The organism is Ureibacillus massiliensis 4400831 = CIP 108448 = CCUG 49529, assembly GCF_000772965.1.
GTDB lineage: Bacteria > Bacillota > Bacilli > Bacillales_A > Planococcaceae > Ureibacillus > Ureibacillus massiliensis.
Map to the genome: position 1 here is coordinate 16,041 of NZ_JPVQ01000030.1, position 23,263 is coordinate 39,303.

Below are 23,263 nucleotides of genomic sequence, written 5' to 3' on the forward strand. Positions count from 1 at the left end.
GATTACTCACCTACCTGTTCCTGCTGAGACTCAGCGATTTGCCTATAACGTTCACTTATTTGCAATAGCTGTTCATGTGTACCATAGGCTTCTACTTTCCCTTTATGTAGAAGCAGTATTTTATCGAGTATTTTAGCAGTTTGCACCTTTTGCGTGACTACGAGCATCGTAACCTTTTCCTCATCTAGCGCTTTCCATAAGGCCGATTCCGTTTTTACATCCAGGGCACTCGTACTATCATCTAATATTAAAATGCCTGACTTACGAATTAGTGCCCGCGCTATAGATAACCTTTGTTTTTGGCCACCAGATAAATTTACACCTTTTTGCCCTACACGGGTTCCGTACTTATTTGGGAAACCTTCTACCGTGCTGTGAATTTGTGCTTGCATCGCTGCATATTGAACTTCTTCAAATTCCGCTTCTTGTTTTCCCCACCTTAAGTTCTCCTCGATTGATCCTGTAAAAAGTAATGATCTTTGAGGCACAAAACCAATCGTCTCCCTTAAATCAGAAAGCTTCCAACCTTTAATGTTACGGCCATTGACGTATATTTCTCCCGAGGTCGATTCATAAAAACGAGGTAATAAGTTTAACAATGTGGATTTTCCCGAACCTGTTTCACCCATAATCGCAAGCTTCTCACCAGGTTTAAGCTCGAACGAAATATCCTGCAATACCGGTAAATTTGTATTTGGATATTTGAAGGATACATGTTCATATCGAATGGACCCTAACTCCTTCTGTTCTTCCTCATTGTGATTAGAATTCTCCACTTCTAAATCATCAGCTGGTACCAATAAAACTTCCTCCATACGATCAGCAGAAGCTTTCGCACGAGCAAAGGCAATAATGATAAAAGCAAACATGGAAAAGTTGCCTGTTATACGCATAGCATAATTAATAATGGCTACCAATTCCCCTACTTGCGCATTTCCATTATTAATTTCACTAGAACCAAACCAGATTACTGCCAATAAACTGAAATTCATAATTAACAGTAGCACAGGCATAATGAATTCCATTATTCGTAATGCTCTCGTTGTGTCCACTTTTAATAAATTGGATACATTTTGAAATCTATCTGATTCATACTGGTCACGCATATAGGCTTTTACAAGGCGAATAGCCTGCAAGCATTCCTGCAACACTCGATTCACCCGATCCAATCTCCACTGTACTTGAGCAAAAAAAGAAATTCCCTTCTTGACCATAATGTATAAAAATACTACAACAATGGGTGCCCCTATACATAAAAAGAATGCAATTTTAGGATTTATTAAGAAGGCCATCAATAAACTACCTATCGCAGCTAAAGGTGCCCTTAACATAATTCTTAAACTCATAAAAAAGACAGATTGAACTTGACTCACATCATTTGTAAGCCTCGTTATTAATCCAGATGTAGGAAATCTTAAATAAGTAGCCATCGTAAAGGCTTGAATTTTACGAAAGAGCTCATTTCTCAAATCATAAGCAAAGCTTTGGGCTGCATGAGAAGAGAAATAAGAATTAACGACACCACAAAAGAATGCAGCAATTGCTAAACTAACTAATACAATTCCCCAAAGTCCAATTGCTCCAGGATCATTTACTACAATTCCATCATCAATAATCTTTGCTATTATCAAAGGTTGAGATAATTCAACGAGCAATTCAATGAACATTAAACACAACGCAATCACTGCCGGCAACCAATATGGTTTTGCATAAGAAAATACAGTTTTCAATATATATCCCCCTGAATAAAAACAAATCATGTTGATTACATCAATATGTTAAATAGTTACTTTTTTAGTATAAATCAACGTCCCAAAACATTCACAGTATTAGTAAAAATTAAATTTCTGCTTCCTACGATAGATTATCTAGACAAACTTAATCATTTTATGACAAATTTTTATATAAACTTTTACATTTTTCTAAACTTTACTTAGTAAAAAAGTCTCGTTTTTAGGCACGATCAAAAAATTGCTATTAAATTGGTAATGACTATATAATGAATTAAAACTATAATATTAGTAAATATATCCGTATTAAGGAGACAATAGTGATGGGCCTTGCAAAATCAAACTATAGTATAAGTGAAAACTTAATATTACAAGCTCCTTTTCCATCGATCATTCTCAATAACCAAAACCATGTTTTGATTTGGAATCAACTAGCTGAAGACTTTTTCCATTATTCGCTTAGCGAGTTTAGTGATAACGACCATATAAAGGATTCATTATTTTCATCATTTACAAAAGACACATGGGAACTGATTTCCGAAAGAAGCGATATGCTAAAATTCGAAAATCAATATTTATTAACAAGTGATGATCAATTACTTGAAGCATCAATTATTACGATTCCTTCTTATTATAAAGGGGAATTATGCACTTTCGTTATTTGTTTATTGAATAACCAAATGAAAAAAATTAATAAGTCATCACAGGAATTAAGCGATCTAAAGGAAGGACTACTTTCATCCTTCATGGTTGTAACAATTGATAGTGAAGGGTTTATCACAAATTGTAACGAAAAGTTTTTAAAAACTAGCCATTGGACGCCAAAACGTGTACTAGGAAAAACATTTTGGCAGCTTTTTCCTGAAGCTGAACAATCTAAGAAGGAAGCTGAAGAAATCTGGCACACAATATCTTCTGGTGAAATCTGGCAAGGTGATGTGGAGAAGATTACTAAGGATGGACAATCTTATTGGGTACATCTAACTGCTATCCCTTCCTATTCAGGCGATCACGCTCAATATACTTTACTTGAGCACGATATCACTGATGAAAAATTAATGAAGCAACAGCTTGAGAAAATTGCCTATATCGATCCCGAGACAGGTTTAATGAATATTTACCGCTTAGAGCAAATCGTTAACGAAATGGTTGAAGAAGGAAGACGTTTTTCCTTTGTATATTTAAGTATTGATAAATTTTACACAGTGAAAGAATTGCATAAAAACTTAAATGAAAGTAGCTTTATTTCTGAATTTGTTAAACGTCTAAAAATTTATTTCCAGGACAGTTCAATGGCTCGTATTAATTCAAGTGAGTTTGTTATCATTACCCCATTGAGCGAATGGTTTATCCAAGGCTTTTTAACTTATTTAAAACAAAACCCTATTTATAATGGCAATGCTGCTGTACCTTTATCAATAAGTGGGGGAATTACTCATTCACCAACAGATCAGTCTGGCTTTTATCAGTTAATGCAGGCATCTCTTAAAGCCGTGCAAAATGTTAGAGAAGCTGGTGGGAATAATATTGCCTCCCTATCATCTAAATCCCATAAAGCATTAAACCGAAAATCATTGATTGAAAAGCGTCTATTACTTGCTTTAGACCAAAAAAATCTTGAGGTTTTATATCAACCGCAGCTTGATTTAAATAGTGGGGAAATTATTGCGGTCGAAGCTTTAGTACGTTGGGAAGATGAGGAAATTGGCGTAGTTCCGCCGGATGAATTAATTCCTATCGCGGAAGAAACAGGTCTGATTAACGATATTGGATCTTTTGTCATTGAGGAAGCATGTAAACAAGCTGCCTTATGGAACGAAAGAGGAGTCAACTTAAAGATTAGCATCAACTTATCTGTCCGCGAGTTCCGTGATAAAAATATGGCTAAATCGATTTTGAATACTTTATCTCAAACGAATTGCCCTGCAAGCTTAATTCAAATAGAAATTACGGAAAAATTCGCTCTAGAAGCCGAAGCTGAATCTTATATTATTAAACAAATGCGACTACTTGAAAACGAAGGAATAACTTTTGTACTTGATGATTTTGGGACAGGCTATGCTTCCTTCAGATATATGCAGCTATTACCTATAGAAATTTTAAAAATCGATCAAATGTTTATTCATTCATTAATGATGTCTGAAAAAACTCAACGATTGATTAAAGGTATGGTTCAATTTGCTAAGTCAATGAATATTACTGTACTTGCTGAAGGGGTAGAAACAGAAGAACAGTTGCAGCTTCTTAAAGAATTCGAATGTGATATTATTCAAGGCTTCTTAATTAGTAAACCAGTTAATGCAAAAGAAATTAAAAAACTAATAAACAATCAGAAATAATAAAATGGCTACAGAATACTTAAGGAATCACCCTTAAGTATCTGTAGCCATTTTTCACTTTATCTTTTGTCTTTTTGCTCGAGCATAGGATTGCATGGACGTTCTACCGTTGTTTAAGAGCCTGAAAAATAGCTGTACAATTACTTCCGCAAACACAAGTCCCATTGCAATAGCCCCTGAAATCATAAAAGCACGTAATCCATATTCAATTCCATTTATATATTCTAATTCCACAATACTCCGCATAGTATTATAAGCAAGACCACCTGGGACAAGCGGTATAATTCCAGATACATTAAAAACAATCATCGGTGATTTAAATTTACGCGCAAATATTTGAGCAACAATAGCAACAACAAAAGCTCCTAAAAAAGTAGACTGAACTTCTGACACATCGTATTGCATAAGAGTGTAGTAAATCATCCAGCCAATCGAACCAACAAAACCACAATAGGGAATTGCTTTTATCGGTGCATTAAAAATAACACCAAAACATGCAGTAGATATAAAACTAAAAATTGCGTGTACGAGATAATCCATTCGTTTTTCTCCTTAAAATCCAACTACAAGCGCAATACCAGATCCAATAGCAAATGCAGTTAAAAAGGCTTCTGCACCTTTAGCTATTCCCGAAGTGAAATGGCCCGCCATTAGATCACGAACTGCATTTGTGATTAACACCCCAGGAACTAATGGCATTACGCCGCCAATAATTATTTTGTCTAATTCTGTTCCAAGGTGAAACTTTACAGCGAAATATGCGACTAATCCTGTGAATAGCGCTGCTAAAAACTCTGAGAAAAATTTCACCTTTGTCAGTTCATGTATGATGGTCACAACGGTAAACCCAACACCACCTGCTACAAAAGCGGCGGGCATATCGCTCCACAAACCACCAAACAAAATAATAAAAGCACTACTTGCAACAGCCGCTAAAAAAACCTGTAGATAAATTGGTAAAAAATAGTTGGTTTTTTGTATCCGAAGTAGCTCGTCATACGCTTCTTCGAGTGATATCATTTTATTTGTAAGGTTACGAGAAACTCTGTTTACTAGCGAAATTTTGTGTAAATCCGTAATACGATTTGATATAGATGTAATTTTTGTGATTTGTCTTCTTCCTAATGAAAGAATAATCCCAGTTGGTGTTACATAACTTTGTGCATCTTCTATATCAAGAGAGCGAGCCATTCGTAACATTGTATCTTCTACTCGATATGTCTCAGCCCCGCTCTCAATCATTATTCGACCAGCGAGTAGAAAACAATCTAATGCCATCTCATAATTCATTTCGTTATTAGTCATTGCTGATTCTCCTTTTCTCCTTGCTCATATTATCGAACAAAAAAGGAAATCTCAATACAGTTTTTTATTATTTATTATTTTTTACATATTTTTCATATACAAATAAACAATAGAGAGGAGTTCCCAACTAGGTATGAACAACAAGGATCGCAAGTTCGGCGGTCGGTTACTTGACATTGTCCTGATTACAACTATTTTTACATTGTTTAGTTTTATAACAGTGTTTGTTATTACAAGTAAAGAATCAAAGTTTCAAAATGTATTGGCAAACGATGAGGTAATTGAAGAGCAAATAGTTGAAGAACCAGAAATTTTGCCATCACCAGTCATTGAAGAGTTCGAAACTGCATTTGATGGAGTTCACATTATTCATGAAAAATTAAATGATAAATCAACACCATACCATATACAATCCGTACAAACTAAATTTGAAATAATCAATAATGAAATCAATCAATACATATCCACATCGAAAGAGCAATATGAAAATGCAGTACGTTTAAACATTCTCACTAATGAAACTAAAAATCTATTTAATAATTTAAAAATTAGTAGTGAAATATTTGAACATGACAATAAATATATTTCAATCGTGTTCACAAAGAGTGAAGCAATTGGTTCGAATATATATGAATCTACTATTAAAACGATATTCTTCAATAATGAAACTGGTGAAATGATAGATTTAAGACATTTAATTGATTTAAACGTTGATCACTTAATAACATTTACCGATCATGTTCATTCAAGTATTTTAAACAATAAAACGTACAATCAATATATTCACAATGACCAATTTTTTGCTGCCACAGAGCCTAAATGGAAATTGTATAAACGATTTGCGATTAAAGATGATCAATTAATCATTTACTTTGATAAGGGTGAGGTTGCAGAGCGTAATGCTGGTATTCCAACAGCAACCATCTCACTAACATCGATTTATTCTTTACTTGCACCTGAATTTAAAAATGGTATTAAAGACAATTCAACACGGCCGAATACGCCTTCACATAATGGAAAAAAAGTAGCTTTAACCTTTGATGATGGACCGCATCCAACGATTACGATGCAAATCTTGAATACATTAGATAAGTATGATGCAAAAGCAACATTCTTCGTTGTTGGGAATCGTGTAGACGATTATTCTGATGTTTTAATCGAAACTGTAAAGCGTGGACATGAAATAGGAAATCACACTTGGAATCACGCAAGATTAACAGCTCTTTCATCTGAAAATGTATTAGAGCAAATTCGTCTAACAAATGAAGCAATCAAAAACGTTACCGGTCAATACCCTGACGTTTTCCGACCACCTTATGGAGATAAAAATAAACGTGTAACAGATTTAATCGATTTGCCCGCAGTCTTATGGACGATAGATTCACTAGATTGGAAACATCGTGATTCTAGTAATCTATTACCAATGATTAAGAAAAACATGCATAATAACGCGATTATTCTAATGCATGATATTCACCAATCTACAGCAGATGGTCTTGAGAGTGTCTTAAAGTACTTACAAAGCGAAGGCTATGAGTTTGTTACAGTAAATGAACTGTTATTCCAAGATAAATAGTAAGAACAAGCCGGGACAAAAGTAAACTTCGAAAGAGTATTCAATATGAAGAATAGTAAATATTTTGATCACCGCTTCATTTGAAAATCGTTCGTTGAAGAGGCAAGTGAAGAGAGTACCTCCCCTCTAGGCTTTCGATGCAAAGGCAAAGCTTTCCTGTCGGTTGTAAGGAATAAATGAAATGTACTTTTCTCTTTATTTCCCAACCTCTTGTTAATCAAACAAAGCAAAGTTAAATATAAAATTTGTAAAAAAGACTCGGGAAGATATGATCGTAATCTCCCCGGGTCTTTTAATTTTATTTTTATTGTATCTTCACACTTCCTAATTGCTCGAATGTTTGTAAATCGTAGCTTTTCACTTCATTTCTTGAGATTGTGTAAAGTGTATCTCCAATATAAAGCATTCGTTGTACCATCGTTTCCCAGTTTTCATACTGCTCACCAGGAGACGCTGGTGTTATTAAGTTCCCCTTAAGCTCAATGCCATTATCAGCAGTAATTTCGTAAATTACAGAGCCCGATCCTTCAAAGCGTGTATCATATTGCCCGTTTCTCTCATATATGCTTACAGGGAATCCAAAATAGCTATATGCACTATTTCTAAATAGTACCTTATGGTTGTATTGAACCTCTGAATAGGTACCGCGACCACCTAACACAACAGTATCTTGCTCTTTTGGATTTGAAAAATCAGTAATGTCAAATAGAGATACTTTAATACCACCTGTCACAGTAAATGGCCGTTTTGAATAGCTATCAATCATTGTTTCAGTTTCATAGCCTATCCCTACTAGATGATTTTCATCAAGTGGATGCAAGTAATTACTGAATCCTGGTATTTTTAACTCTCCTAAAACCTTTGGATCATTTGGATTGGCCAAATCAATGACAAATAGTGGATCCACCTCTTTAAATGTTACAATATACGCCTTATCCCCCATAAACCTAGCAGAATAAATACGTTCTCCTTTTGCTAAATCCGTTACTTCTCCTACTTTTTCTAATTGATCATTAAAGATGAATAAATGATTTTTCGATGTAGATTCAGCTCCCCACATACTGCCTTCTGTTACAGCAATTCTAAAGTACCCATCATATTCATCCATTGAGAACTGATTTAAAGCAGAACCATTAATGGATGTAGAAGCTGTATAATCAATATCTGTGCCATTAATAGCGAATTTATAAATATCTGTATTTACTGAAGTTGGCGCAATGATCATATCCCGCGCCATTGAATTTGACACAGATGTATTGGGTTCACTTTCGACTTCAAACTCTAGAGTAGTTGGCATTTCAAAATCAAGGGCAGTCAGGTATAGTGCATTCGGCGACATATAAAGGGTCGAACTGCTACCTAAATAACCTTTCGTTTCTACTTTTTCATTTTCAAAGTTATTTAAATCAATAGCTGAAATAATGGTATAATTCGGTTCTGTTGACCCCGGTAGAATCGTTAACTTTTCAATTTCCATCGGTGAAATTTTCTCATCTTCTGCACTATCATACGTATACGGTCTAAGTTCAACCTCTTCAACAGGTGTATCATATAAAATCCAGTATTCAGGTGACTTTATCGTTACCATATAAAGTACATCGTTATATTTACGTACACCCGTCATATAGCCATCTTGCCCTATTTCACGAACTAATGTCGGCTTTTTAGGGTCTTCGATATTATAAAACGCTGCTGTTGTCATACTATATCCACTAACATATTTATCCTTATCCTTTTGCTCTGGCTCAATATATTGATCTTTCATCACGATTAGCATATTTTCATGAATCATTAATTGCATAGGATAGCTGTAATCATCAAATGTAATTTTACTTACTTGCTTCATATTTTCAGGGTTTCTTGCGTCTGTAATGATGATATCGTTATCATACGTAGCGTAAATATATTCTCCATCCGTTACAGCAATGTCACCTTCTTCAATACCTTCCACTTGATTATTTGTTGTGGAATAATCTGCTCCACGATCTGAGCTCATATCTGCTGCTGAATTGGATACTTCCACACTTTCCTCTGCCCCACTCATCGTCGAATCATTAAGATAATATCGTTGTTCACGATTTAATGCTGTAAGGAAAAAATTTTGTAAGTCTTCAATAGATGTGATCCCTTCAATTTGATCGATAACTTCATATTCAATTTCTTTTTTAGCTGTTGGCGTAGAAGGAATTGGGAATGCATTTTTCTCAACATGCAAAGTATATTCTCCTGACTTTGTATTCAGGATTGTCACTGTTTTCCCTTTATTCAATAGTTTCATTTCAGATTCTACTTTATTACCTTCTTTGTCTGTTAAGTAAACGTAACCCTTATCTATACTGTTTTCGTCTAGTGCATGTGAAAAATGAACATGATAAGGATGATTTACCAACACGGTTGAGGTTGCATTCACTTCAATTTTCTTACCTAGAAAAAGCACTGCACCTATAGCAAGTACAGCTAGTAGTATAAGAATACCGCTTACATAAAACCTCTTTTTCATGATTTCACTCCTTTTCTATTAGCTTACTATAGGATTAGACTGATAAATTCCTAATAAGTTACAAATAAGGTAAAATAATTTCGAACTATCTAAAATTTTTAGAGTAGATTTTATGTAAAATAGCAACTATCAAAACTTTTCTTAGGGGTTGAAGATGATCCGTTTTTACAATAGAGAAAACTCCATTTTGAACAATCTTTTTTTCAAAATGGAGTTTTTGCATTTGCTGTTAAATAATAAGGGGTGAAAGCATTTTTAATCAAACTTTATTCCAATCCCACATTAAGGTCGAATCCCTATTACTATTAAACTATTTTGAAAATTAAGTAATTTGTTCGATTAAAAACTATATTTTTTCTATTAAACTGGTAATGAATTACAAATAAACTATTATACTAGGAAGCTTTTAGGATGAAAAAATTATTCGCAACAACAGTGGCAACTGTACTTTTAGCAACATCTGCTTTTGGTACTACTTCTTATGCAGCAGCCGTAGATACAGTGGTAGACGGAGACTCAGTAAATAAAACCGAATTAGTCAAAGTTAATAACAGCTTTGCAAATTATCAGAAGAAATCAGAGGTTATCTTAGCCAATAAATTTAATACGTTATCAACTACTGAACTATCAAAAGTTGAAGATGACTACCAAAAACAAATTCAGGCATTGTCTGATGAAGAATTTGACAGATTTATTCATAATGTAGTTAAAAACAATGATAAAGATGTTAAACAACTTCAACAGGAACTTGATTCAATTGGAGTAGAGTTACAGATTGAAAATAAAAGTAGCGAATTTGAAATTGGAACGTTAGCTATAAGCCCTTCTGAATTGGATTTATCTGCTTATTCAGTTAAAAGGGGTGGTGATTCTTTTTGGAGACTTTACAGCCAATGGGCAGTAAATAAACTTGAGGCTTATGAAGCTTCACTAGACGTAGTATCGATTGAATGGGATTCAAATGTTGCAAAATACTATAATGCGGTTGTACCTGCAGATGGTCCAACAACTAAAAGAGATGGCTCTCAAAGACTTGATGGCCTGTATTTATTTAATGTTGAAGATGATTCAGATTTTGATTCTTATGCTGTTGTTTATGTAACGAAACTCAAAGGTGAGGAACTTCATCATGGTACAAAATACGAGCATACGTATGCTGAATGGGATTCGTCATTTTCCGTTACAGCAGAGGTTGACATAACGAAAAGCCCAATAAGCGGAGCATTATCATTTACAGTTAATCAACAACTAAATGAAAAATCGTGGCCACGATATGAGGATGACATTCTATATTGGTAGAAAGTTTAATATATAGAATTGAAAAAAATAACTTAACTCTATTCAAAGTTAAGTTATTTTTTTATCAAATATAAAAAAGTGGAGATAAATAGATGAAGAAAAAAGTAATAATATCATCGGTGTTGCTACTTTTAATTGGAATTATAGCTATTAGTTTCTATACATATTATCAATTCAATCCAACAATTGTTGTTCGTACGGAAATTTCGCAAGTAGATGATGAAACCTACAAACAAATAGGTGGTTTAGAAAATGTTAAATACCCTGAACAAGAAAATTTCAAGCAACTAGTTTTCTCCATAAGAGTTATGCATTCAGATAAAATCGAAGATGTAAAAATCGAAACTTCTAATTCTATTAGTGAATTATTGGGTAAAGAAATTTATTGGACAGGGGAATATTGGGAACTTGAAGAACCAGATAAAAGACAATACGAACATCATAATGAAATGATAATATATACTGGAGAAGTAATAGATGAAGATATTGAAAATTTGCTACGTAAAGGAACAGTTAGCATTTCTTGGAAAATGAATGGTGAAGAAAAAAGTAAAACATATAATATAGGTGAAACAATAGTATTTTTAAAATAATATAATAACTGTTTAATACGAAAATCGTCCACCTATTATGAACAGAAAGATCCCAGTTATTAAAAACGACTACCTTACTTTGTAGGATAGTCGTTTTATATTTTAAAGAGTGCCAAAAGAATTATAACCCTTTAACCATTCTTTGAAAGTTATGTCGATTTGTTATTCTTCGCTCTTTCCGTCGTTAACTGCTGTTGTAATTCTTCATTTTTTTGATCGAACGTTTGACGTTGCTTTTCAATGGTTTCATAGAGACTTTGTATTTTCTCATTGGCTTGATTATTTACGGTGCTAAGGGCATTTTGATGCTCTCTCTCGGCTTGTAAAAGAGCTCTCTGTAATTCTACGTCTATTTCATTCACTTAATCGTTCTAAATCATGTTTGTGGGATTCTGTGAGGACATCAAAGCTGTCCCTCCAAAATGGCAATAGAGGATTGGTTTTCTTGGTGTTGGCGTGTGAGTTCATCTATTTTCGCTTTAGTAGAGGTACGCTCGTTTTGGAGTATCACTTTTAGTTGTTCATTTTCATCGGCATAACCTTGGATATGAAAAAAAACAATTACATATGAACAAGCCTCTATTTAGTCGCACTTTTCGACTTATTAAATATTAAATCTACGATAAAAAAGCGTGAAGAATATAGTTCATCTTCACGCGCCAGTTCTCTTATTCTTCAAATGGCCATTTAGGTAACATTTTATTTAATGGTTTATCAACTCTTCTACCTAATACATAATCCGCTTGCATAATTGTATGAATTTCTCGTGTCCCTTCATAGATTACAGGTGCCTTTGAATTGCGTAAGTATCTTGCAACAGGATATTCATCGGAGTATCCATAGGCTCCATGGATTTGCACAGCATCATCCGCAGCTTTATTCGCAAAATCACATGCCTGCCATTTTGCTAGCGAGGTTTCTCTAGTATTGCGTACGCCTTGATTTTTCAATTCACCTACACGATAGACTAATAAACGACTCATTTGATAACCGGCTTCCATCTTAGCAATCATTTGACCTACTAATTGATGCTCTCCAATATATTTACCAAAGGTCATTCGCTCTTTACAATACTTGACGCTTGCTTCTAAGCATGCGGAAATTAAACCAACTGCACCCGCTGCAACCGTAAAGCGTCCATTATCAAGAGCAGACATGGCGATTTTAAATCCTTCGCCCTCTTCACCTAGCCTATTTTCTACAGGGATACGCACATCTTCAAAAAATAATTCACCTGTATTTCCTGCGCGAATTCCATATTTCCCTTTAATAGCTTTCGACGAAAAACCAGGCATCGTTCGCTCTACTATAAAGGCTGTAATTCCATGGTGCTTTTTCGATTTATCTGTATAAGCAAATACAATAAAATGATCTGCAACATCGCATAAGGAGATCCAAGTTTTTTGCCCATTTAGTATATATACATCCCCTTCACGTTTTGCAAAGGAAGCCATGCTTGCGACATCAGATCCCGCTCCAGGCTCTGTTAAACCAAATGCGCCAATTTTTTCGCCCTTTGCTTGTGGCATTAAATATTTTTGCTTTTGTGCTTCCGTTCCCCATTGTAAGAGCGTCATACTATTTAAACCAGTATGAACTGATACCGCTGTCCGAAAAGCTGTATCGCCTCTCTCTAGCTCCTCACAAACTATCGCTAAACTATTGTAGTCCATTCCTGCACCACCGTATTTCTCAGGAATGCAAACACCCATGAGCCCAAGCTGTGCAAGCCTTTTCCAAATAGCAGGATCAAAGCTACCATCTGTGTCCCACTTCGATATAAATGGCATAATCTCTGAATCAACAAATTGACGGACTGTTTTTCGGAGTAACTGTTGCTCTTCCGTAAAGTCAAAGTTCATATTTGTACCACCCTACCATTTCACGATTGAAGAACGGTGTTTTGTTTCTTTTATCATAACGCCACGTTTCGCCATTTTTTCGATATATTCTTTACCTGGCACAACCGTTTCCGGTGGTAGCACACCATGTTTTGTAATTACCCCCGAACCAATCATGACCGCTACAGATGCAATTGTACATGCAGTTGCACGGGCCATCGCTGTCATATCATCCTCATCTTTACGGATAATTGTTGTTTCATATTCGTATGTTACTTGTTCTCCATTTTTCTCACCTGAAATGATTGCACGTAGTAATACTGCATCTTGTTTGTCGCCAAGATTTAATTTTTTCTTTAACGCTTCACGTACAACATCTCTTACATTCACTTCTGTTCCATTCACTTCAACTACATTGTCTTTAGCAAAGAAACCAAGATCTACGAGCAATTGGAATTTTTCAGCGTGCCCTTTATAACGTACAGTTTTGTACTCAAGTGTTTTAACATTTGGGAAGGTTTTATATAATGTTGAAATGCCTCCTGAAGTGTAAAATGCCTCTAACACACCAAATTGGTCGAAGTATACTGGTTCAATTCCTGTTAAGGATTTAACTTCTTTTAAATTACCACCTTGTATTACTTTAGAAGGTTCTGTGTAATGATCAATCACACCTTCTAGTGAAAATACTCTCGTATAATTTAGTGGAGGTTCCGGCTTTGTTGGGATGCCTCCAACATATAGTTTAATAGAGTCTACTTCATTTAATTTGGAAGCTCCGTAACCCGCTAGTATATTAATCATTCCTGGTGCAACACCTAAATCTGGAATAATCGTTACATTCTTTTCTTTTGCTTTTTCGTTTAATGCTAAGACGTTTTCTGTTACATCTCCAATGTGACCACCTAAATCTACAGAATGTACCCCAATATCGATGGCTGCACGAGCAACTCTTTCATTAAACTCATAGAATAGGGCGTTAATACATACGTCTCCTTTAGCAATGCATGCTCGTAATTCATCATCACGTTCTGCATTTAACTCGAGTACTTCAATTTTTGCTGAATTTAATTGATTAGCAAAATCCTGAGCTATTGTTAAATCTAGATCAGCTAAAAATACTTTTTCTACTTTATCACTTGCTACTAAATCACGCGCTACTTCTTTCCCCATAAGACCGGCGCCTAACACTACAACCTTCATATCATACATCCCCTTTTCTTTAATTTTCTGTATCTATTTGGGCTCTTTGTAGCTTGCCACTATAATCTACATAAATGCTCTTCCATTCTGTAAAAACATCTAAAGCCGCTTGACCAGAATCTCGATGCCCATTACCTGTTCCTTTTGTTCCCCCAAATGGTAAATGAATTTCAGCACCTGTTGTTCCTGCGTTTACATAAACAATCCCCGTATCTAAATCTCTTTGTGCTTTGAATATTTTATTAATATCTTGAGAGAATATAGAGCTTGAAAGCCCAAATTTCACGCTATTGTTCACTTCAATCGCTTCTTCTAAACTGCATACCTCTATAATGCTAATCACGGGTCCAAATATCTCTTCCTGTGCAATCATCATGTCATTTTTTACATCTGTAAAAATCGTCGGCTCAAAGTAGAAGCCTTTTTCGAATGGCGGTGCTGATAATATCTTGCCCCCCGCAAGTAATTTTGCACCCTCCTGCTTCCCAATTTGAACGTAATAATTGATTTTTTCTAATGCCTTACGATTAATGACCGGCCCTACTTTAATAGCTGGATCCAGACCATCACCAACAGTTAGTTGACTTATCGCTTCAACTAACATTTCTTCTAGCTCTTGTTTTATATCTTTGTGTACAATGACTCGGCTGCAGGCTGTACATCTTTGTCCCGCTGTCCCAAAAGCACTCCAAACAATTCCATCGACCGCAAGTGATAAATTAGCATCGTCCATTACAATAACAGCATTTTTTCCTCCCATTTCCAGAGAGACCTTTTTCAAATGTCTACCGCCTAGTTCAGCTACTTTACTGCCCGTTGCATTAGACCCTGTAAAGGAAATGACTTTTATATCGGGATGTTCAATCATCGCTGTCCCTACAGTAGAACCTGATCCGAAAACAATATTGGCAACCCCATCTGGTAAGCCAACCTCTTCGAAAATCTTTCCTAACTCATATGCCATTAAAGGTGTTTCAATAGAAGGCTTCCAAACAAATGTGTTACCCGCAACAATGGCAGGGAAGGATTTCCATGTAGCGATAGCAATCGGGAAATTCCAAGGAGTAATTAAACCAACCACACCAATTGGGCTTCTTACACTCATGGCGAATTTGTCTGCCAATTCAGAAGGTGTTGTTTCCCCAAACAAACGTCTTCCTTCACCAGCCATATAAAATGCCATATCAATTCCTTCTTGAACTTCTCCGCGTGCTTCTTCAATTACTTTCCCCATCTCACTTGTTAAAACTTGAGCAAGATGTTCTTTCTTTTCTCTTAGTTTATAACCAATTTCATATAAATAGTCCGCACGTTTCGGAGCAGGGATAAGCGCCCATTTTTTCTGTGCTTCTTTCGCTGCTGAGACAGCCATTTCTACTTCTGCCTTTGTTGACAGTGGTACCTCCCCTAGCACCGTTCCATTAGCAGGGTTAACAATAGGAACTTGCTGTAGCTGTTCAGAATCAATCCATTTACCACCAATATAATTTTTTATCCTCATAACACCCTCCTCATTTAATCGAATTTTCAAATATATTGTTTAAACATTCGACATTTTCTGTTTAAAACCCTTTTTCTCTAGCGCATATCAACCGAATAATATTATTTATTTCATAACTTTTTCAATATTTTAGAGTAAGCCTTTCACTTAGCTTTGAAGCCTTCCAACATATTACTTCTGATTATTTAATAAGAAAATAAAATCATGATAAATAAATGTATGCTTTTAATAGGCGCTTCATTAACTAGTTTGTCTCAGTCCTTTTGCACTAAAGAAATACTCCGTTAAACTATATTGCCGACTTTCACTAAAAATCTAGTTTTTGAAAAGGCATTAGTCACCTTCAATCTCCATCATCAAGCATCTAAAGATCCATCATTAGATATTTAGGGCTAAAAAATAAAAAAGCCGCCTCCCCCCTGAGACTGCTTTTGAACAAATCTATTCTATTTAAAATGTTTCGATGGTTTGCTCAAGTTGAGATGCTGCGATTTCTAGACTCTCTGATGATTCTCCAATTTTCTCCACAATATTTGACAATTCTTCAATTTGAATTCCGACATTTTCAAATTCAGATATTGTAGAATCAACCGTTTTCGATATGTTTTCAAAGGAGTTCAATGATTTTTCATTTTGAACTAACCCGTCTTGAACTAATTTTTGAATTTGATGAATTGATTCAATTACTTGTCCTGTTACCTGACTTGATACACCAATTAAAGTGGCAATTTGCTCAACAGATTGCTTTGTTTGATCTGCTAATTTTCGAACTTCCTCTGCCACAACCGCAAACCCTTTTCCATGTTCCCCTGCCCTTGCTGCTTCAATAGCAGAGTTTAGTGCAAGTAAATTCGTCTGTCCCGCAATATTTTTAACAATTTCAACAACAGCTTGAATTTCTGATGATGACTGGTTTAATGCCTGGACCATCTTTGTCATATCTATTGTTTTATTATTTATCTCTTTTGTTTGTTCACTAAGCACTACGATTTGTTTATACCCTTCATTGGAAGCAGATTTTGTTTTTTGAGCATCTTGAATACTATGCTGTAACAATTCATTTACACTTTTTGTACTCGCAATGAGTTCTATTACTGCTTCATTTGTTCTTTGCGATTGTTCATCAAGGTTTTTTGAGATACTCCCAATAGTTTGTTTAACATCAAGTTTCACCTTTTCTCGCTTTTCAGATGAAACACTCTCAGCCATCTGTTCATATTCTTCAAGAACAATCTGTTGCTCAAAGTTTGTTATTTTACTTATTGCATTAATTGCTTTTCTCGTTTCTTCAGGGTGTAAATTCAAATCAAAAATAATATTATATATAGAACTAGTTAACTGCTGAAAGGCTGCTAAATACCACTTCGTTGCTAGACCTATTTTAACGTGCATGTTGGAAATTTTACTGCGGTTTTCTAAATATGTACGATCTATCCTACCTTCAAACATTTCTATTACATGGTTAGTCAATGTTTTATGTAAACGACTTGTCGAACTATACGTATCAATCATCTCACGAAACATTTTTACATTCCCAATGGTTCCATAAAACACATCTGCAAGTTCGTTCACACGAGCTTCAATGTAAGGTTTTAATCCTCGTGCAACTTGTAAGTCTTCCTCTGTTAACTCAATCAATTTCAATTGTAATAATCGTTCATCGTCATTTAGAAAAATCCCTACATTTGAAAACCTTTCGTTAAATGAAATCTTTGAATACGTTTTAGCTCGTTCTTTTGTTTTAAATAGCATACTATCCTCCCTAGTTAATTAATTCATAAATGTTCCTCATTTACCATTTTACAATAACTTTGAATTTTCAGATTTGTACTTTTTGTTACTATTTCATCAGTTAAAGAAAGTAAAAAAGTCCCCTTCTTAAAAGAAAGGGACTTTTTTACTATTATTATAAATATAATACGACGATTAAAATTGCCGCTAATACGATTCTGTAAATTGCAAATGGCACTAACTTTACACGAGAAATTAATTTTAAGAAAAATTTAATTGAAATTAACGCAAAAACAAATGCACTTACAAAACCTATTATATAGAAGGACAGATGATCAAAATTGATTTGATCCCAATTTTTCACTAAAGATAAGCCACTAGCACCTGCCATAATCGGCACTGCCATAATAAATGTAAAATCAGAAGCTGTTTTATGGTCTAGTCCAAGTAGTACCCCCCCGGAAATTGTTGCTCCCGAACGAGAAAAACCAGGCCATAATGATAAACATTGAATAATCCCAATTTTAAATGCTGAACCGTAAGATAAATCATCTAAAGATGTGACTCTTGGTCTTCTTGGGCCGAATTTATCTGCTATAATCATTAAAATTGCTCCGATAATTAAACCAACAATAACTGTCGATGTGAAAAATAATTTCTCATCAATAAAGTCCTCAAATAACACACCAAGAACACCTGCTGGAATAATTCCTACCAATACATGTCCTAAATTAAATTTCCTTGAGCTTGTTTGTCCAGGAATTTTATAAAGTCCTACTAAACTTAACATGCGCTTCCACATAACAACAACAACCGCTAAAATCGACCCAAGTTGAATCACGATTTTAAACGTATTTGCAGAACCTTGCTCTAAAAATTCCACCGTTTTTAACCACATTTCATCCACAATGATCATATGTCCCGTTGATGAAACAGGTGCAAATTCTGTCATCCCTTCAACAAATCCAAGAATGACGGCTTTTATAAGATCGAATAATTCCATAAAAACATATTCTCCCATACAATTATTAATTTTTTAACAAATATCAACTTTTTTATCTTCGCTTAATTCATACAATATGTTGGTCTTGCAGATCTCATACTTAACCTTGCTAAATTAAGCTTTTATTCCTGTTCAAGTATACCATGCACATCTTAATTTATCATTTTCATTTCTATTACTTTTACAAAATGGAAAGAAAGGCACCAAATTTTAATATTGGTGCCCAAATTTATTTAGAATTCGATTGGAATTAACACGATTACTTTAAACATATCGCCATCTACTTCTATTTTCATTCTTCCATTATGCAAATCTACAATTGACTGCGCGATTGCAAGGCCTAAGCCTGTGCCATCTGTGTGACGAGAAGCATCTGCACGTTTAAAACGTTCGGTTAACTCTTCTACATTATCACCTAACTCATAATTGGAAATATTTTTCACTACAAACTCAGCTTGATTACCAACCTGCTTTAAGGATACATATACTCTTGTTCCTTTTAATGAATATTTTTGGGCATTGACTACTAAATTATCCAACACTCGCCACATCTTTTGTCCATCGACATAAGCAAATAGTGGCTGCTCTGGTTTTGAAATCTTTAATTCTAGGCCAGCTTGTTGGAAGGATTCTTCATGCTCGCCTAGTGCTTGCTGGAAAAACTGTGTTAGATCGATTCGCTGTTTTGTAATTTCAATATTTCCGCTCGCCATTTTTGATACTTCAAATAAGTCTTCGATTAATGTTCTTAGTCGTGCTGATTTTTGATCTAATACTTGAATGTATTGTTGTCTTTCTTCATCTGTTATTTCTGGATTTTTTAATAAGTCCGTATAGGTGATAATCGATGTTAACGGTGTTCTCAAGTCATGGCTAACATTTGTAATCAGTTCAGTTTTGAGACGTTCACTTTTGGCCTGCTCTGTCATTGATTTTTTTACGCCTTCGCGTAGACTATTTAAGTTTGCAGCGTGTTTTGCAAGAATAGACTTCCCTTTAACTTTTATATCCGATGTTAGACGTCCTTCAGCCATACTCTCCGTATGTTTGATAATTTTATTCAAATAGCCCATCCGTCGAAGGAATAAGAAAACTGAAGGTAAAGCAACAAAAACAAACAAAAGTAGGTAGATGACGGCTAATTCCGTTTGCAACATTGCACCTACAATGCCCACTCCCGCAAAGAATGCTACACCTAAAACAAATAAAGATTGAAAAGCTATAGAACGATTTAAAAATAAATCCCTGACATCATCCATCATTAAATAAGTAAATGAATTTTTAAGCTCTCTTCTAAAACCTTCTGGATTCGATATTTTTCTCCATATCCATATCGCTCCTAATATAGCTGCAGATGCAAAAATAAACATGAAGGACATATAAGCTGCTACTTCTACTATTTCAGTTATAATTCTCCGTGAATAATAGATCGAATTGTATTGAATAAAACTTCCGACGTTATCCATTAACCCTAGGGAAATCATTGCTGAAATACAAACTAATACGAATCGAACATCAACTGGCCATTTGGAGAATATTTTTTCTATTTCACTGAAATTCGCAAATTGTAGTAATGATGGTCTTGCCACAGTAAATAGTGCAACGACTGCTAATAATCCTGTAGTCCAAATAAAGTACAAAATATATTTCGATGTTTTAAATGATAAATACTCATATTGGAAGCTTGAATTAGCTAACAAATTACTAGGGAAATAAATCGCCCCTTCATATTGAGCCACTTCTCCCTTTGCTGTAAAATTTGCAATTTCTTCCGGAAGTGCAAAATTACCATCATAAGTATTTATTTCTACACTACTATCAACGATGAAATTTGGTTTTTGTTTCCCAAAACTTTCTTCAAATAAAATATTCTCTTTATTTGTATTTGAATCGAATGTTTCACCTGTTTCGATATTTGTAAAACGATAAGCAAAAGATTTATATTCATTATTTAAAAATTCTTTTCGTTGTTTCTCTTCCTGCTCAGCATAATAATCAATCGATTGTGCTTTTTTTGCTCGAATTTTCTCTTCGACATATTCATCGCTATTAAAGTTTTTAGTTATATCTTCTATCTTTTGATCACGTTCTAAGATTAGTTGATTTTTTAATGTCGCATTGTTTTCAGATTCTGCAAGATGAATCCGCTCACGGTATTGGGCTTGAATACTTTCGATTTGTTCAGATAATGAACCATAGTAATTTCGATAATCATTTATTTCAGTATCCGTTACGCTAATATTTTCTTTTGCTTGATTTGCATCGAAGGGATTTAAAACATACCTCCCTAACTGTGCCTTATAATTTTCAACCTGGTATATAAATTCTTCAGATTTAAAATAGGATTGTCCAATATACTTATGTCCGAAATTAGAGAAAGTAGTGAAGGCGAATACAACCCATGTAATAAGAAAAAGTGTGAGGAGTAATTTACCCTTATTTTTCATTTGTTCTTCCTCCTCAAAATAATTTACTTAGCATTTGTAATGCTATTTTGAAACGTTCATTTACGAAATGGAATGTGTAAATGCTGATAAAAATTAGTGCACTAATAGATATGACCAAAGAAAGCAGCGGGATTGAAATCTCAATCTTATTTTTCAATTTTATAACCAATTCCCCATACAACCTTCAGATATCGTGGATTTTTGGGGTCTGCTTCAATTTTTTCTCGAATTTTTCGAATATGCACCGCTACTACATTTTCAGCATTATAGGCTTCTTCATTCCAAACGAGCTCATAGATCTCATTAATTGAAAATACACGGCCTGCGTTCTTTAAAAGTAACTCCGTAATTTTATACTCGATAGGCGTTAATTTAATCGGTTCACCGTCTAGTTTTACTTCTTTCGCTTCAATGTCTAAGGATAACCCATTCACATCAATCGTTGTCGAAGGTTGTCCATTAAATGTGCCAAGCTCAACATACCGTCTAAGCTGAGACTTTACCCTAGCTAGTAGTTCAAGAGGATGGAAAGGCTTTGTGATGTAGTCATCCGCTCCTACAGATAAGCCGTGAATTTTATCCGTATCCTCCGCCTTTGCACTAAGCATGATTATTGGAATGTTCCGCTCTGCTCGAATTTTAAATGTTGCTGTAATTCCGTCCATATTCGGCATCATAATATCTAAAATGATTAAATGGACTTCATTTTTTTCTAATTGTTCGAGTGCCTCTATTCCATCGGCTGCCTTTAAAACATTGTACCCATCGTTTTTTAAGTAAATCTCGATTCCATCACGGATGTCCTTGTCATCGTCCGTTACAAGTACAGTTAACTTCTCCATCCGTCTCACCTCACAACTTTTTTCTTATAAATCTATACTAAAGTTCGAATCTTAATTTTCGGTTATTGTAATTATGAAGAATTTCTTAAGAAAATCTTGCTGTATGTTCATTATACAAGCTTAGTCCGTTTGAAGCTCTTTTTTCTACGAAGGGAGGTAGGAGGGAAAGAGCTTAAACATCCATATTCTAGTATAAATTGTAAAATTTATCAAATCCTGCCGATATAAAGAGTAAATATTATTGGAGAAATAGTAGTAAAGGATGTTGATGTATGGATGTATTTTAAGGCACGAGCTAAGTCAGAAGAGTTACTCATTCTGGATTCTTTAAGTAAACGAATGAATTTATCTGACCAAGACAAGTTATATTATCTTAATCTAACGAAAGGTTATGAGGGGGAGTTGATTTTTGATTCTCTAACAGAAGATCTTGCAGAAGAATACTTGATATTAAATGATTTACTTTTATCATTTAATAAAACTACTTTCCAAATCGATTCTCTTATGATCGGTTTGAACAAAGCGTACTTTTACGAAGTGAAAAATTACGAAGGTGATTTTTACTACGAATCAGAAAAAATTTATAAAAAGCCTAAAACTGAAATTACAAATCCATTAAACCAATTAAGTAGAACTGAAACCCTTCTTAGACAATTCATTCAAAGTCTCGGATTTTCAATGGCAGTTGAGGGATACGTTATTTTTATTAATCCTGAATTCACCTTATATCAAGCACCACTTAACAAACCTTTTATTTTCCCAACACAGATTAAAAGACATTTACAACAACTTAGATTTAACTCTTCAAAATTGAATGATAAACATAAAAGGCTAGCTGAAAAATTGGTGTCCTTACATATTAAGAATTCTAAATATACAAATCTTCCAAACTACGAATATGACCAACTCCGTAAAGGAATTAAATGTGCATCATGCAGTTCATTTATGGTTACTGTTAATGGTCGAAGTTGTATCTGTGCGGAATGTGGACATTCTGAAACAGTAGCTCAGGCAGTAAAAAGAAGTGTAGATGAATTTAGGATGCTTTTCCCAGATAAGAAAATTACAACGAATGTAATTCATAATTGGTGTTGTATTGTGGAATCAAAGAAGAGGATTAAGAGGATTTTAGACAATCACTTAAATATGCAAGGCAATAATCGCTGGATCTATTACGAATAAATATTTTTTTAGATTTCTGTTTTTGTAGAGGGAATCTGCCGAAGACATTTTGGTTGCTCTGCAGCCGCGTTTTGTCCTCGAGACGTGATTTCGAAGACATTTCTCCGGCTCCGAAGCTGTGGTTTGTCCCCGAGACACGGTTTCGAGGACATTTCTCTTGTTCCGAAGCCG

Annotated in this window: 17 protein-coding genes; 5 read left to right on the top strand and 12 right to left on the bottom strand. The window is 34.7% G+C overall.

The window, feature by feature from the left end:
• Positions 1-2: 2 nt before the first annotated feature.
• Positions 3-1,730 (bottom strand): ABC transporter ATP-binding protein, encoded by a 1,728-nt coding sequence (locus tag CD30_RS13935; RefSeq protein WP_036178060.1) that lies wholly within the window; start codon positions 1,728-1,730, stop codon positions 3-5.
• A gap of 323 nt (positions 1,731-2,053) precedes the next feature.
• Here CD30_RS13935 and CD30_RS13940 point away from each other — a divergent pair, with 323 nt between their 5' ends.
• Positions 2,054-4,069, top strand: a complete 2,016-nt coding sequence (locus CD30_RS13940) for a sensor domain-containing protein (RefSeq protein WP_036178062.1) — start codon at positions 2,054-2,056, stop codon at positions 4,067-4,069.
• A 54-nt stretch (positions 4,070-4,123) separates the two neighbouring features.
• Here the strand turns inward: CD30_RS13940 and CD30_RS13945 are convergent, their stop codons facing one another.
• A complete protein-coding gene (locus CD30_RS13945) occupies positions 4,124-4,609 on the bottom strand; it encodes a threonine/serine exporter family protein (RefSeq protein WP_036178064.1) in 486 nt (161 codons plus the stop codon).
• 12 nt (positions 4,610-4,621) lie between these two features.
• A complete protein-coding gene (locus tag CD30_RS13950; protein WP_036178066.1) occupies positions 4,622-5,374 on the bottom strand; it encodes a threonine/serine exporter family protein in 753 nt (250 codons plus the stop codon).
• Between the two features lie 133 nt (positions 5,375-5,507).
• Between CD30_RS13950 and CD30_RS13955 the strand changes: the two genes are divergently transcribed.
• Positions 5,508-6,950 (top strand): polysaccharide deacetylase family protein, encoded by a 1,443-nt coding sequence (locus CD30_RS13955; RefSeq protein WP_036178068.1) that lies wholly within the window; start codon positions 5,508-5,510, stop codon positions 6,948-6,950.
• Between the two features lie 304 nt (positions 6,951-7,254).
• Here the strand turns inward: CD30_RS13955 and CD30_RS13960 are convergent, their stop codons facing one another.
• The gene (locus CD30_RS13960; protein WP_036178070.1) at positions 7,255-9,450 is read right to left on the bottom strand and encodes a beta-propeller domain-containing protein; all 2,196 of its coding nucleotides are present in this window, start codon (positions 9,448-9,450) and stop codon (positions 7,255-7,257) included.
• 411 nt (positions 9,451-9,861) lie between these two features.
• On the opposite strand from CD30_RS13960, the gene CD30_RS13965 reads away from it, so the two are divergent.
• Both CD30_RS13965 and CD30_RS13970 read left to right on the top strand, forming a co-directional pair.
• Positions 9,862-10,749, top strand: a complete 888-nt coding sequence (locus CD30_RS13965) for an OmpH/Skp family outer membrane protein (protein WP_036178072.1) — start codon at positions 9,862-9,864, stop codon at positions 10,747-10,749.
• Positions 10,750-10,841: 92 nt separating this feature from the next.
• The gene (locus CD30_RS13970; RefSeq protein WP_036178074.1) at positions 10,842-11,342 is read left to right on the top strand and encodes a hypothetical protein; all 501 of its coding nucleotides are present in this window, start codon (positions 10,842-10,844) and stop codon (positions 11,340-11,342) included.
• A 149-nt stretch (positions 11,343-11,491) separates the two neighbouring features.
• Here CD30_RS13970 and CD30_RS13975 read toward each other — a convergent pair whose 3' ends face one another.
• The 8 genes from CD30_RS13975 to CD30_RS14010 form a co-directional block, all read right to left on the bottom strand.
• On the bottom strand, positions 11,492-11,704 hold the full coding sequence (locus CD30_RS13975) for a hypothetical protein (RefSeq protein WP_036178077.1): 213 nt from the start codon (positions 11,702-11,704) through the stop codon (positions 11,492-11,494).
• A 306-nt stretch (positions 11,705-12,010) separates the two neighbouring features.
• Positions 12,011-13,204: an acyl-CoA dehydrogenase family protein gene (locus tag CD30_RS13980; RefSeq protein ID WP_036178079.1), complete on the bottom strand. Its 1,194-nt coding sequence runs from the start codon at positions 13,202-13,204 to the stop codon at positions 12,011-12,013.
• Between the two features lie 12 nt (positions 13,205-13,216).
• The gene (locus tag CD30_RS13985; protein WP_036178081.1) at positions 13,217-14,386 is read right to left on the bottom strand and encodes a saccharopine dehydrogenase family protein; all 1,170 of its coding nucleotides are present in this window, start codon (positions 14,384-14,386) and stop codon (positions 13,217-13,219) included.
• A gap of 19 nt (positions 14,387-14,405) precedes the next feature.
• Positions 14,406-15,887, bottom strand: a complete 1,482-nt coding sequence (locus tag CD30_RS13990; RefSeq protein ID WP_036178083.1) for an aldehyde dehydrogenase family protein — start codon at positions 15,885-15,887, stop codon at positions 14,406-14,408.
• A gap of 450 nt (positions 15,888-16,337) precedes the next feature.
• Positions 16,338-17,639, bottom strand: coding sequence for a globin-coupled sensor protein (locus tag CD30_RS13995; protein WP_036178085.1), 1,302 nt, complete (start codon positions 17,637-17,639; stop codon positions 16,338-16,340).
• Between the two features lie 154 nt (positions 17,640-17,793).
• The gene (locus CD30_RS14000) at positions 17,794-18,621 is read right to left on the bottom strand and encodes an undecaprenyl-diphosphate phosphatase (RefSeq protein WP_036178087.1); all 828 of its coding nucleotides are present in this window, start codon (positions 18,619-18,621) and stop codon (positions 17,794-17,796) included.
• Between the two features lie 233 nt (positions 18,622-18,854).
• On the bottom strand, positions 18,855-21,068 hold the full coding sequence (locus CD30_RS14005; protein ID WP_036178089.1) for a sensor histidine kinase: 2,214 nt from the start codon (positions 21,066-21,068) through the stop codon (positions 18,855-18,857).
• A 146-nt stretch (positions 21,069-21,214) separates the two neighbouring features.
• A complete protein-coding gene (locus CD30_RS14010; RefSeq protein WP_036178091.1) occupies positions 21,215-21,910 on the bottom strand; it encodes a response regulator transcription factor in 696 nt (231 codons plus the stop codon).
• Positions 21,911-22,186: 276 nt separating this feature from the next.
• Between CD30_RS14010 and CD30_RS14015 the strand changes: the two genes are divergently transcribed.
• Positions 22,187-23,092, top strand: coding sequence for a nuclease-related domain-containing protein (locus CD30_RS14015; RefSeq protein WP_036178093.1), 906 nt, complete (start codon positions 22,187-22,189; stop codon positions 23,090-23,092).
• Positions 23,093-23,263 lie beyond the last annotated feature (171 nt).

Coding starts and splice junctions, on each gene's coding strand:
- CD30_RS13940 (WP_036178062.1), top strand. CDS start 2,054: ATGGGCCTTGCAAAATCAAACTATAGTATAAGTGAAAACTTAATATTA.
- CD30_RS13945 (WP_036178064.1), bottom strand. CDS start 4,609: ATGGATTATCTCGTACACGCAATTTTTAGTTTTATATCTACTGCATGT.
- CD30_RS13950 (WP_036178066.1), bottom strand. CDS start 5,374: ATGACTAATAACGAAATGAATTATGAGATGGCATTAGATTGTTTTCTA.
- CD30_RS13955 (WP_036178068.1), top strand. CDS start 5,508: ATGAACAACAAGGATCGCAAGTTCGGCGGTCGGTTACTTGACATTGTC.
- CD30_RS13960 (WP_036178070.1), bottom strand. CDS start 9,450: ATGAAAAAGAGGTTTTATGTAAGCGGTATTCTTATACTACTAGCTGTA.
- CD30_RS13965 (WP_036178072.1), top strand. CDS start 9,862: ATGAAAAAATTATTCGCAACAACAGTGGCAACTGTACTTTTAGCAACA.
- CD30_RS13970 (WP_036178074.1), top strand. CDS start 10,842: ATGAAGAAAAAAGTAATAATATCATCGGTGTTGCTACTTTTAATTGGA.
- CD30_RS13980 (WP_036178079.1), bottom strand. CDS start 13,204: ATGAACTTTGACTTTACGGAAGAGCAACAGTTACTCCGAAAAACAGTC.
- CD30_RS13985 (WP_036178081.1), bottom strand. CDS start 14,386: ATGAAGGTTGTAGTGTTAGGCGCCGGTCTTATGGGGAAAGAAGTAGCG.
- CD30_RS13990 (WP_036178083.1), bottom strand. CDS start 15,887: ATGAGGATAAAAAATTATATTGGTGGTAAATGGATTGATTCTGAACAG.
- CD30_RS13995 (WP_036178085.1), bottom strand. CDS start 17,639: ATGCTATTTAAAACAAAAGAACGAGCTAAAACGTATTCAAAGATTTCA.
- CD30_RS14000 (WP_036178087.1), bottom strand. CDS start 18,621: ATGGAATTATTCGATCTTATAAAAGCCGTCATTCTTGGATTTGTTGAA.
- CD30_RS14005 (WP_036178089.1), bottom strand. CDS start 21,068: ATGAAAAATAAGGGTAAATTACTCCTCACACTTTTTCTTATTACATGG.
- CD30_RS14010 (WP_036178091.1), bottom strand. CDS start 21,910: ATGGAGAAGTTAACTGTACTTGTAACGGACGATGACAAGGACATCCGT.
- CD30_RS14015 (WP_036178093.1), top strand. CDS start 22,187: ATGTATTTTAAGGCACGAGCTAAGTCAGAAGAGTTACTCATTCTGGAT.